At 59.4% G+C, this 11,553-nt stretch carries 9 protein-coding genes; 7 read left to right on the top strand and 2 right to left on the bottom strand.

Annotated features, from left to right (window positions below; genetic code table 11):
• Window positions 1–529: 529 nt before the first annotated feature.
• Both AACY19_RS05955 and AACY19_RS05950 read right to left on the bottom strand, forming a co-directional pair.
• The gene (locus tag AACY19_RS05955; RefSeq protein ID WP_339448879.1) at window positions 530–2,023 is read right to left on the bottom strand and encodes a CoA-acylating methylmalonate-semialdehyde dehydrogenase; all 1,494 of its coding nucleotides are present in this window, start codon (window positions 2,021–2,023) and stop codon (window positions 530–532) included.
• A 76-nt stretch (window positions 2,024–2,099) separates the two neighbouring features.
• Window positions 2,100–3,449 (bottom strand): aspartate aminotransferase family protein, encoded by a 1,350-nt coding sequence (locus AACY19_RS05950; RefSeq protein WP_339448878.1) that lies wholly within the window; start codon window positions 3,447–3,449, stop codon window positions 2,100–2,102.
• 138 nt (window positions 3,450–3,587) lie between these two features.
• On the opposite strand from AACY19_RS05950, the gene AACY19_RS05945 reads away from it, so the two are divergent.
• The 7 genes from AACY19_RS05945 (at window position 3,588) to AACY19_RS05915 (ending at window position 11,540) form a co-directional block, all read left to right on the top strand.
• Complete coding sequence (locus AACY19_RS05945; protein WP_339448877.1) at window positions 3,588–4,508, top strand: LysR family transcriptional regulator; 921 nt, start codon at window positions 3,588–3,590, stop codon at window positions 4,506–4,508.
• A gap of 121 nt (window positions 4,509–4,629) precedes the next feature.
• Entirely contained in the window at window positions 4,630–6,018 is a 1,389-nt protein-coding gene (locus tag AACY19_RS05940; protein ID WP_339448875.1) for a uracil-xanthine permease family protein, read from the top strand.
• A gap of 89 nt (window positions 6,019–6,107) precedes the next feature.
• Window positions 6,108–6,758: a TetR/AcrR family transcriptional regulator gene (locus AACY19_RS05935; RefSeq protein WP_339448873.1), complete on the top strand. Its 651-nt coding sequence runs from the start codon at window positions 6,108–6,110 to the stop codon at window positions 6,756–6,758.
• Window positions 6,759–6,765: 7 nt separating this feature from the next.
• Entirely contained in the window at window positions 6,766–7,347 is a 582-nt protein-coding gene (locus tag AACY19_RS05930; RefSeq protein WP_339448871.1) for an IMPACT family protein, read from the top strand.
• A gap of 599 nt (window positions 7,348–7,946) precedes the next feature.
• The gene (locus AACY19_RS05925) at window positions 7,947–9,494 is read left to right on the top strand and encodes an ABC transporter ATP-binding protein (RefSeq protein ID WP_339448869.1); all 1,548 of its coding nucleotides are present in this window, start codon (window positions 7,947–7,949) and stop codon (window positions 9,492–9,494) included.
• 13 nt (window positions 9,495–9,507) lie between these two features.
• Window positions 9,508–10,614, top strand: a complete 1,107-nt coding sequence (locus tag AACY19_RS05920) for an ABC transporter permease (protein WP_339448867.1) — start codon at window positions 9,508–9,510, stop codon at window positions 10,612–10,614.
• Window positions 10,614–11,540, top strand: coding sequence for an ABC transporter permease (locus AACY19_RS05915; protein ID WP_339448865.1), 927 nt, complete (start codon window positions 10,614–10,616; stop codon window positions 11,538–11,540). The genes AACY19_RS05920 and AACY19_RS05915 overlap by 1 nt, the downstream gene beginning before the upstream one ends.
• The last annotated feature ends 13 nt before the right edge of the window (window positions 11,541–11,553 follow it).

The following is an 11,553-nucleotide window of genomic DNA, read 5'->3' as shown; positions in this document are numbered from 1 at the left end:
GTTGGTTACATCTTTGATTTCTCGCGGAGTAACTTGTGATGCTGATAATCTTGTTGACTATCAGTCTGACTCCACAAGCACCCACACGAATTGCTTGATTCAGTTGTTAAAGAGCGGTTGGTTAAGACCTTTCGTCTCAACCGAGGCGCGCATTCTACAGCAGCCTCATTTGCTGTCAAGTGATTATTTTCAGAAGCTTTCGAAGAATTCTTCAATAACTTCAACCACTTGCGCTTCCGATCTCTCGTCAGCGGGAGGCGAATTCTACAGCGTTACACGCTGCTGTCAACACCTCTTTTTCAACTTCCTTTCGACTTCGATGAACTGAAGCAACCTGCTGCCGAAACCTAAATAACTCATTGAATCTCAAGGAGTTTTCCGTTTCGACTGCGCCGGAAGTGGGGCGAATTATAGACATCTGAAATCTGCCGTCAACACCTATTTTCATAATTCTGTCATATCGGTCAAAAAACCCCGAAAACACGAAGGCCGCCCCAACGGGTCGGCCTTCGCTGCACTGCCCCTCTACTTACAAGCTAGGGAATGCAAATTGCGAAGCCTCGTGGCTCGCACGCTGCGGCCAGCGCTGCGTAATTGCCTTGCGACGGGTGTAGAACCGCACACCATCCGGACCATAAGCGTGCAAGTCGCCGAACAGCGAACGCTTCCAACCGCCGAAGCTGTGGTAAGCCACGGGTACCGGCAGCGGCACGTTGACGCCAACCATGCCTACTTCGATCTCATCGCAGAACAGACGCGCCGCTTCACCGTCACGGGTGAAGATGCAGGTGCCGTTGCCGTACTCGTGATCGTTGATCAGTTGCATGGCCTCTTCCAGACTGTTCACTCGAACCACGCACAGCACCGGCCCGAAGATCTCTTCTTTATAGATGCGCATCTCTGGGGTGACGTTGTCGAACAGGCAGCCACCGAGGAAGAAGCCTTCTTCGTGACCCGCGACGCTGAGACCACGACCATCGACCACCAGAGTCGCGCCTGCGGCCACGCCGTCATCGACATACCCGCTGACTTTGTCCCGCGCCTGCCCCGTCACCAGAGGGCCCATGTCCAGACCGCACGAAGTGCCCGCACCGATTTTCAGTGCCTGAATCTGTGGAACCAGTTTCGCTACCAGCGCGTCCGCGACCTGATCGCCCACACACACTGCAACCGAAATCGCCATGCAACGCTCACCGCACGAACCATACGCCGCGCCCATGAGTGCGCTGACCGCGTTATCCAGATCTGCATCCGGCATCAATACCGCATGGTTCTTCGCGCCGCCCAGTGCTTGCACGCGCTTGCCGCGCTTGGTGCCTTCGGCATAGATGTATTCAGCAATCGGCGTCGAACCGACGAAGCTCAGCGCTTTGACTTCCGGCGCTTCGATCAGCGCGTCCACCGCAGTCTTGTCACCGTGTACCACGCTCATCACGCCTTTTGGCAGACCGGCTTCCAGCAGCAACTGAGCAATCAGCAGTGTCGAGCTTGGATCGCGCTCGGACGGTTTGAGGATGAAGCAGTTGCCGCAGACGATCGCCAGCGGGTACATCCACAGTGGCACCATGGCCGGGAAGTTGAACGGGGTGATACCGGCCACGATGCCCAGCGGCTGGAAGTCCGACCATGCGTCAATGTTCGGGCCGACGTTGCGGCTGTATTCGCCCTTGAGGATTTCCGGCGCAGCGCAGGCGAACTCGACGTTCTCGATGCCGCGCTTCAATTCACCGGCGGCGTCTTCGAGGGTCTTGCCGTGTTCTTCGCTGATCAACTGCGAGATGCGCGCTTCGTTCTGCTCCAGCAGTTGCTTGAAGCGGAACATCACTTGGGCGCGCTTGGCCGGTGGCGTGTTGCGCCACGCCGGGAACGCCGCTTTGGCGGCATCAATGGCTTTCTGGATGGTCGCCTGGCTGGCCAGCGGCAACTTGTGGATCGCCTGACCGGTGGACGGGTTGAACACATCAACCGCGCGACCGTTCTCGGTCACCAGTTCACCATTGATCAAATGCGGGATAACGCTCATCGAAAACTCCTGAATTCTTGTCTACGGGCAGCCGTTAAGGCATGCCCGTTTTTGTAGGTATATATAGAAGGAAAAATCAGTCGAGCTTGTTCAGCACTTCGCCGACCGCGTCGAACAGACGATCAAGGTCTTGCGGCTTGCTGTTGAAAGTTGGGCCGAACTGCAGGGTGTCGCCGCCGAAGCGCACGTAGAACCCGGCTTTCCACAGGGCCATGCCCGCCTCGAACGGACGCACGATGGCGTCGCCGTCACGCGGGGCAATCTGGATCGCACCGGCCAGGCCGAAGTTGCGGATGTCGATAACGTTCTTCGAACCCTTCAGACCGTGCAGCGCGTTTTCAAAATGCGGCGCGACTTCGGCGACGCTCTGCACCAGGTTTTCCTTTTGTAGCAGGTCGAGTGCCGCCAAGCCCGCGGCACAAGCCACCGGGTGCGCCGAATAGGTGTAACCGTGCGGGAATTCCACGGCGTATTCCGGGGTCGGCTGGTTCATGAACGTCTGGTAGATCTCGGAGCTGGCAATCACTGCGCCCATCGGGATCGCACCGTTGGTGACTTGCTTGGCGATGCACATCAGGTCCGGGGTGACGCCGAAGGTGGTGGCGCCGAACATGGTGCCGGTACGACCGAAACCGGTGATCACTTCGTCGAACACCAGCAGGATGTTGTGCTGATCGCAGATCTCGCGCAGACGTTTCAGGTAACCCTGCGGCGGAACCAGCACGCCGGCAGAACCGGCCATAGGCTCGACGAATACCGCAGCGATGTTCGACGCATCGTGCAGTTCGATCAGCTTCAGCAGTTCATCGGCCAGCGCGATACCGCCCTGCTCAGGCATGCCACGGGAGAACGCATTGCTCGCCAGCAAAGTGTGCGGCAGATGATCGACATCCATCATCGCCTGACCGAACAGTTTGCGGTTGCCGTTGACGCCGCCGAGGCTGGTGCCGGCGATGTTCACGCCATGGTAACCACGGGCACGGCCGATCATTTTGGTCTTGGTCGACTGCCCTTTCAGGCGCCAGTAGGCACGCACCATTTTCACTGCGGTGTCAGCACACTCGGAACCGGAGTCAGTGAAGAACACATGATTGAGGTTGCCAGGGGTCAGCTCAGTGATCTTCTCGGCCAGTTGGAACGACAACGGGTGGCCGTACTGGAAGCCCGGCGAGTAATCGAGGGTGCCTAACTGTTTGGAGACCGCTTCCTGAATTTCCTTGCGGGTGTGACCCGCGCCGCAGGTCCACAGACCGGACAGCGAGTCATATACCTTGCGGCCCTTGTCGTCGATCAGCCAGCTGCCTTCGGCGCCAACGATCAAACGCGGATCGCGCTGGAAGTTACGGTTGGCAGTGTACGGCATCCAGTGTGCGTCCAGCTTCAGTTGGCTGGCCAGTGGCGACGGCGCGTTTTCAGGCATGTTCATCGGGCAAAACCTCGCAGGGCATAAGCGTCAGGGAGATGAAAAGCGTTCTTGCAGCTAAATTGCCACGGGGATAAAGTCGGTGAAATTCAACTCTTCTAACCTTCAGTTAGAGGTTTGCTAAACAATGAGAACAATAAGATGAGCAGCCGCCGCCCCGATCCGCTGTCCCAGGTCAGTGACTTTGACATTCGCCTGCTGAGGATTTTTCGCAGCGTGGTCGAGTGTGGCGGTTTCTCCGCAGCGGAAACCGTGCTCGGCATCGGACGCTCGGCGATCAGCCAACAGATGAGCGATCTCGAGCAACGCCTCGGTTTACGCTTGTGCCAACGCGGACGCGCCGGATTCTCGCTGACCGAGGAAGGTCGCGAGGTCTATCAATCGGCGCTGCAACTCTTGAGTGCGCTGGAAAGTTTTCGCACCGAGGTCAACGGCCTGCACCAGCATTTGCGTGGCGAGCTGATCATTGGCCTGACCGACAACCTCGTCACGCTCCCCCACATGCGCATCACCCACGCCCTCGCCCAACTGAAGGAGCGCGGGCCGGATGTGCAGATTCAGATCCGCATGATTGCGCCGAACGAAGTTGAGCAAGGTGTGCTTGATGGCCGCCTGCATGTCGGCGTGGTGCCACAGGCCAGTGCGTTGTCGGGGTTGGAATATCAGCCGCTGTACAGTGAGCGTTCGCTGCTTTACTGCGCAGTCGGTCATCCGCTGTTTTACGTCGATGACAAACAGCTCGATGACGAACGCCTTAACAGTCAGGACGCGATTGCCCCGACGTTTCGCTTGCCGGCAGACATTCAGGCGCATTACCAGGCGCTCAATTGCACGGCCAGTGCTTCCGACCGCGAGGGCATGGCGTTTCTGATCCTCACCGGGCGCTACATTGGCTATTTGCCGGATCACTACGCCAGTCTCTGGGTGCAGCAAGGTCGGTTGCGTGCCCTGAAATCCCAGACACGTTTCTACGACCTGAGCCTCGCATCGGTCACGCGCAAGGGCCGGCGCCCTCATTTGGTGCTGGAGAGTTTTTTGGAGAGTCTTGCAGCGACGCGGTGAAAATCCTCCAAGGCGCGCCAGCGCTGGGCCTTGGCGAAAAATCCGGCCAATAACCTGAGCAAGTGGACAGCTTTTTGCAAAGAAGGATCAACCTCGATTTTTCAACAAGAAGCCCTGAACCATGCAGCCAGATTCCGCACCGTCCAGCGACCTGATCTACGGCCTCAACGACCGCCCCAAACCGCTCGCCGCGATTCTCGCTGCGCTGCAACATGTACTCGCCAGCTTCGTTGGCATCATCACCCCACCGCTGGTGATTGGCTCGGCGCTCGGTTTGACCGCGCATCTGCCCTACCTGATCAGCATGGCGCTGATGGTCTCCGGGGTCGGCACCTTTATTCAGGCGCGGCGGCCGTTCGGCATTGGCGCGGGGATGATCTGTTTACAGGGCACCAGTTTTGCCTTTCTCGGAGCGGTGCTGTCGGCGGGGTTTGTGGTCAAGCAGCGTGGCGGCAGCCCGGAAGACATTCTGGCGATGGTCTTTGGCGTGTGTTTCTTCGGCGCGATTGTGCAGATCGTGCTCAGTCGCTTCATCGGTCAATTACGTCGCGTGGTCACGCCGCTGGTGACTGGCATCGTCATTACGCTGATCGGCATCAGTCTGATCAAGGTCGGCATCACTGACCTGGGTGGTGGCTTCAACGCTGCAGATTTCGGCGCACCGGGCAACCTGGCGCTGGGCGTATTTGTGTTGCTGACGATCATTCTGCTCAACCGCTCGAATACGCCATGGGTAAGGCTATCGGCGATCATCATCGGTCTGGTCGTCGGCAGTCTGGCCGCCTGGTTCAGTGGGAAACTGATCCCGCAGCCGTTGCCTGACTTGCCGCTGGTGAGTATTCCTGCGCCGTTCAAGTTTGGCTTCAGCTTCGACTGGACAGCTTTCCTGCCGGTCGCGCTGATTTATCTGATCAGCACCATCGAAACCGTCGGCGACCTCACCGCCAACTGCATGCTCGCGCGCCAACCCATCAGCGGCCCTTCTTATATAAGCCGCCTGCGTGGCGGAGTGCTCGGCGATGGCGTGAGCTGCATGATCGCCGCCACCTTCAGCGCCTTTCCCAACACCACGTTCGCGCAAAACAACGGCGTAATCCAGTTGACCGGCGTCGCCAGCCGCTACGTTGGCCTGTACATCGGCGCGATCCTGTTCTGTCTCGGCCTGTTCCCGATGATCGGCGCGGTGCTGCAACAGATTCCGAAACCGGTGCTCGGCGGCGCAACGTTGGTGATGTTCGGCGCCGTGGCCGCTGCCGGCGTGCGTATCCTCGCGCAGTCGCCGCTGGATCGGCGCAGTATGTTGATCATTGCCACCTCGTTCGGCGTCGGCCTCGGTATCGCCGCGCAGCCGGGGCTGTTGCACCTGATGCCGAAACTGGTGCAGAACCTGTTCGACTCGGCCATCACCAGCGGCGGGTTGACGGCCATTTTCCTCTGCCTGCTGCTGCCGGAGGCAAAACCCCTCGTCGCTGAGGTGCATGCTCCACTGAACAAGACCGAACAGGCGTAACGGTTTTATCGCGCAAGGACTTGTCGGATGCCTGTGGGTGCGCTATCAACGCAACTTGGTTGCACCCACAGACAATCCCGGAAGTGCCTATGACCTTTGAAGTCCCAGCCCACGGCGGCAAACCCGCCAGCCGCATTCGTCAGAAAAACGAAGAGACCATCCTCAAAGCCGCCGAAGACGAGTTCGCCCGTCACGGGTACAAAGGCACCAGCATGAACACCATCGCCCAGAATGCCGGATTGCCCAAGGCGAACCTGCATTACTACTTCACCAACAAACTCGGTTTGTACGTGGCGGTGCTGAGCAACATCATCGAACTGTGGGACAGCACCTTCAACACCCTCACCGCCGAGGACGATCCGGCCGAAGCGCTGACCCGCTACATTCGCGCGAAAATGGAATTCTCCCGGCGCCAGCCGCAAGCCTCGCGAATCTTTGCGATGGAAGTGATCAGCGGCGGCGAATGCCTCACCGAATATTTCAATCAGGACTACCGCGCCTGGTTTACTGGCCGTGCGGCGGTGTTCCAGGCGTGGATCGATGCGGGCAAAATGGACCCGATCGATCCGGTGCACCTGATCTTCCTGCTCTGGGGCAGCACACAGCATTACGCTGATTTCGCCACGCAGATCTGCCGCGTCACCGGTCGCAGCAAGCTGACCAAGCAGGACATGGAAGACGCCGGCGACAACCTGATCCGCATCATTCTCAAAGGCTGCGGCCTCACTCCTCCTCTATAAGACGATTATGCCTTTCACCCTCAGCGGCTTTTGCGAATACCGCGAAGAGATTCGCAAAAGCCGCTTTATCACCTTCGCCACGCCGATTGGCAGCCCTGCTGATGCGCAAGTGTTCTTGGAACAGCACAGCGATTTGAACGCATCGCACAATTGCTGGGCATGGAAACTCGGCGATCAATATCGCAGCAACGATGATGGAGAACCGGGCGGCACGGCGGGACGACCGATTCTCGCGGCAATTGAAGCGCAGGATTGCGATCAGGTCGCGGTGCTGGTAATTCGCTGGTACGGCGGTATTCAACTGGGCACGGGCGGTTTGGCTCGGGCCTATGGCGGCGGAGCGAACAAGTGTCTGCAGACGGCGGCCAAGGTCGAGTTGATCAGCCGGGTGCCGCTGGGTTGTGCTTGCGGTTTTGCCGAACTGGCGTTGGTGAAATTGCGTGTGGCCGATCTGGGCGGGTTAGTGGTGGAGGAAAACTTCACCGCCAATGGCGTTGAGCTGAAGTTGGCAGTCGGTGAGGCGCAGATCGATGTCTTGCAATCGCAGCTTGCTGATTTGAGCCGTGGGCGAATTCTGCTTCAGCGATAGAAGATCAAAAGATCGCAGCCTTGCGCAGCTCACTCGAAATGCGTTCCGCTCCAGGCGCAGCGGAACGCTGCGATCTTTTAGGGCATTCCTGTTTTCCTCATTCCCCAGACTTGCCCACATCCGCTGTGTATCCGACTGTGGATAACCTGAGCACATACCGCTGTAACCCTTCTGTCACGTGGCTTTGCGCGATTTGTTCACTTTTCGTTCAATTCGCCAGAAAAAATGTAATTCCCAAGTAGAAACAATCAGTTAGCATCGTTTATCACTATTAGAAGAAAGCACCGCAATGCTTATGCCCGGGTTCGCGGCTTGCGCACAAATACTGTGGAGCAACCTGTGGATAACCCGTTCATGACGGGCGCAGTCGCCGACTCCGCCTAGCCCCCGGCGAGTTGTTCGTTTTTTGATCAGTTGCCGACGACCAAAACTGGAGCTCGATCAACGGTTTCGCTCTGAATTGGTGCCGCGAGTTCCACCGATGTTGTCTTCGATGCTCTGCGCCAAGCGCTAACGGGCAAGGCCCGGGCGAGTTCCTGACTCAATGGCCAGGAAATTGCTTTATCCACAGGCACAACTCCAAGCAAGTCGAGCCTGTCATGTCCATCGCTCCCGAAATTCCGCGCCTGCAACTGCGCCACATCAGCAAACGCTACCCCGGTTGTCTGGCCAACGACGCCATTGATCTGAGCATCGCCCCCGGTGAAATCCACGCACTGCTCGGCGAGAACGGCGCAGGCAAAAGCACCTTGATGAAGATTATCTACGGCGTCACTCAGGCCGACACGGGCGACGTGCTCTGGCAGGGCCAAAGGGTCGACATTCGCAACCCGGCCCAGGCGCGGCAGTTGGGCATCGGCATGGTGTTCCAGCATTTCTCGCTGTTTGAAACCCTTAGCGTGGCGCAGAACATTGCCTTGGCCATGGGCGCTGCGGCCGGCACACCGAAACAACTGGAACCGAAAATTCGCGAAGTCTCGCGGCGCTATGGCATGGCGCTGGAGCCGGAGCGACTTGTCCACAGCCTGTCGATTGGCGAACGGCAACGGGTGGAGATCGTTCGCTGCCTGATGCAGGACATCCGCTTGCTGATTCTCGACGAACCGACTTCAGTGCTGACACCACAGGAGGCCGACGATTTGTTCATCACCCTGCGCCGCCTTGCCGCCGAGGGGTGCAGCATTCTATTTATCAGCCACAAGCTCGCGGAGGTGCGCGCGTTATGCCACAGCGCCACCGTGTTGCGCAGCGGGCGCATGGCCGGCCATTGCCTGCCGGCGCAATGCACCGATCAGCAACTGGCGCAGTTGATGGTCGGCGAAGCGGCGACGCTGATTGGCGATTATCCGAAGGTCAGCGGCGGCGCGGCGTTCCTGCAGGTCAGCGGATTGAGTTGGCACAACCCCGATCCGTTTGGCTGCTCGCTGACAGGCATCGAGTTGCAGGTGCGCAGCGGAGAAATCGTCGGCATCGCCGGTGTAGCGGGCAATGGTCAAGATGAATTGCTCGCACTGCTCAGCGGCGAACGCACCCTGCCCCGCGCCGAGGCGGCAACCATTCGTTTCGAGGATCAGGCGGTCGCCGATTTGCGCCCGGACGCGCGGCGCAAACGCGGGCTGGCATTCGTCCCGGCCGAGCGCCTCGGTCACGGCGCAGTGCCAGAGTTGAGCCTGGCGGACAACGCCCTGCTCACCGCTTTTCAACAAGGTTTGGTCAACTGCGGTTTGATCGAGCGCAGCAAAGTCGAAGCGCTCGCCCAACAGATCATCCAGCGCTTCGGCGTGAAGACCCCGGACACGCAAACCGCCGCGCGGAGTTTGTCTGGCGGTAACTTGCAGAAATTCATCCTCGGTCGGGAAATCCTCCAGCGTCCGAAACTGTTGATCGCCGCGCACCCGACCTGGGGCGTGGACGTCGGTGCCGCCGCCACCATTCACCGTGCCTTGATCGCATTGCGTGATGCTGGCGCGGCGATCCTGGTGATTTCCGAGGACCTCGACGAACTGTTCCAGATCAGCGACCGCCTCGGCGCGTTGTGCAGCGGCCGTCTGTCGACGCTGCACAACACCGGCGACACACAACTCAGCGATGTCGGTGGCTGGATGGCCGGCCAGTTCGACCACTCACCTTCCGCTGCCACGGTTTAACGGAGTTTTCACCATGCTGCTTTCCCTCGAACCCCGTGGCCAGCAATCGCGCCTGATGCTGTGGTGCTCACCGTTACTGGCGGCTGTGCTGACGCTTGGTTGCGGCTCGCTGCTGTTCATCGCCCTCGGGCACGACCCGCTGCAAACCTTGCACACTTTGCTGATCGCGCCGATCAGCGATTTGTACGGCGTCTCCGAATGGCTGGTCAAAGCGCTGCCTATTCTGCTGTGCGCACTCGGTCTGGCCGTGGCCTATCAGGCACGGATCTGGAACATCGGCGCCGAAGGCCAACTGCTGCTCGGCGCACTGGCCGGCAGTGCCTTGGCGGTGCACATCATCGACATGCAAAGCCGTTGGGCATTGGCGCTGATCCTGCTCACCGGCACCCTCGCCGGCGCCGCGTGGGCCGGACTGACCGCTTGGTTGCGCACGCGTTTCAACGCCAACGAAATCCTCACCAGCATCATGCTCAATTACATCGCCCTGAACCTGTTGCTGTTCTGCGTGCACGGGCCGCTGAAGGACCCGGCCGGGTACAACTTTCCCGAGTCGGCGATGTTCGGCGACGCCAGCCGTTTGCCGCTGTTGATGGAGGATGGTCGCGTGCATGCCGGGGTGTATTTCGCCCTGCTCGCGCTGGTAGCAGTGTGGGTGTTGCTGCAGAAAAGTTTTGTCGGGTTCCAGATCAAAGTGCTCGGCCTGGACAAGCGTGCAGCGGGGTTTGTCGGCTTTCGCGAAAAGCGTTTGATCTGGCTCGCGCTGCTGATCAGCGGCGGTTTGGCGGGACTTGCCGGGGTTTGCGAGGTCACCGGGCCGATAGGTCAACTGGTGCCGCAAGTGTCGCCGGGTTATGGCTATGCGGCGATCACTGTGGCGTTTCTCGGGCGTCTGAATCCGATCGGGATTCTGTTCTCCAGTCTGCTGATGGCACTGCTGTACATCGGGGGCGAGAGCGCGCAAATGACCCTCAATCTGCCGCAAGCCATCACTCAGCTGTTCCAGGGAATGATGCTGTTTTTCCTGCTCGCCTGTGACGTGCTGATTCTCTATCGGCCACGCCTGAGCCTGCGCTGGGTCAAGCGCACTTCGACCACTGCCGTAACCGCCGGAGCGCTGTGATGGATATCGATCTGTTGAGCAATATTTTCTACGCCATGGTGCGTTGCGGCACACCGCTGTTGCTGGTGGCGCTGGGTGAGTTGATCTGCGAGAAGAGCGGCGTGCTCAACCTCGGGCAGGAAGGCATGATGCTGTTTGGCGCGGTGATCGGATTTATCGTCGCGCTGAACAGCGGCAACCTGTGGCTCGGTGTGGTGCTGGCGATGCTCGCCGGGATGCTGCTGTCATCGCTGTTTGCCTTGGTGGCGCTGGTGTTCAACGCCAATCAGGTGGCGACTGGACTGGCCCTGACGATTTTTGGCGTGGGCCTTTCAACTTTCGTCGGTGCTGCATGGGTTGGCAAACCGCTGGCCGGTTTCGAGCCTTTGGCGATTCCTTATCTGAGTGAGATCCCGTTGATCGGGCGGATGCTGTTTGCCCAGGATCTGCTGGTGTACCTGTCGTTTGCGCTATTTGCGCTGGTGGCGTGGGTGATCATCAAAAGTCGTGTCGGGCTGATCATTCAGGCGGTCGGGGAAAACCCGGATGCAGCCAGCGCAATGGGCTTGCCGGTGTTGACCGTGCGCACGCTCGCGGTGCTGTTTGGCGGAGCGATGGCCGGGCTGGCCGGGGCTTATCTGTCGCTGGCGTACACGCCGATGTGGGCGGAAAACATGACCGCTGGGCGCGGCTGGATTGCCTTGGCGCTGGTGGTGTTTGCCAGTTGGCGAGTGTGGCGGTTGTTGCTCGGGGCGTACCTGTTTGGCCTCGCCAGCATCCTGCATCTGGTGGCGCAAGGGTTGGGGCTGGCGATTGCGTCGAGTCTGCTGGCGATGCTGCCGTATGTGGCGACGATTGTGGTGTTGGTGCTGTTGTCGCGGGATGCGCTGCGCACGCGGCTGTATGCGCCGGTCTCGCTGGGGCAGCCTTGGCAGGCAGGGCATTAATTATGGTTGGGGC

Origin of the sequence: Pseudomonas sp. EA_5y_Pfl2_R50 (assembly GCF_963970475.1) — a bacterium.
In the GTDB taxonomy this organism is placed as follows: domain Bacteria; phylum Pseudomonadota; class Gammaproteobacteria; order Pseudomonadales; family Pseudomonadaceae; genus Aquipseudomonas.
This window is presented reverse-complemented; position numbering and strand designations above follow the sequence as displayed.

What these genes read in the sequence shown, in the direction of transcription:
- AACY19_RS05955 (WP_339448879.1), bottom strand. Translation starts at nt 2,023, where the DNA reads ATGAGCGTTATCCCGCATTTGATCAATGGTGAACTGGTGACCGAGAAC.
- AACY19_RS05950 (WP_339448878.1), bottom strand. Translation starts at nt 3,449, where the DNA reads ATGAACATGCCTGAAAACGCGCCGTCGCCACTGGCCAGCCAACTGAAG.
- AACY19_RS05945 (WP_339448877.1), top strand. Translation starts at nt 3,588, where the DNA reads ATGAGCAGCCGCCGCCCCGATCCGCTGTCCCAGGTCAGTGACTTTGAC.
- AACY19_RS05940 (WP_339448875.1), top strand. Translation starts at nt 4,630, where the DNA reads ATGCAGCCAGATTCCGCACCGTCCAGCGACCTGATCTACGGCCTCAAC.
- AACY19_RS05935 (WP_339448873.1), top strand. Translation starts at nt 6,108, where the DNA reads ATGACCTTTGAAGTCCCAGCCCACGGCGGCAAACCCGCCAGCCGCATT.
- AACY19_RS05930 (WP_339448871.1), top strand. Translation starts at nt 6,766, where the DNA reads ATGCCTTTCACCCTCAGCGGCTTTTGCGAATACCGCGAAGAGATTCGC.
- AACY19_RS05925 (WP_339448869.1), top strand. Translation starts at nt 7,947, where the DNA reads ATGTCCATCGCTCCCGAAATTCCGCGCCTGCAACTGCGCCACATCAGC.
- AACY19_RS05920 (WP_339448867.1), top strand. Translation starts at nt 9,508, where the DNA reads ATGCTGCTTTCCCTCGAACCCCGTGGCCAGCAATCGCGCCTGATGCTG.
- AACY19_RS05915 (WP_339448865.1), top strand. Translation starts at nt 10,614, where the DNA reads ATGGATATCGATCTGTTGAGCAATATTTTCTACGCCATGGTGCGTTGC.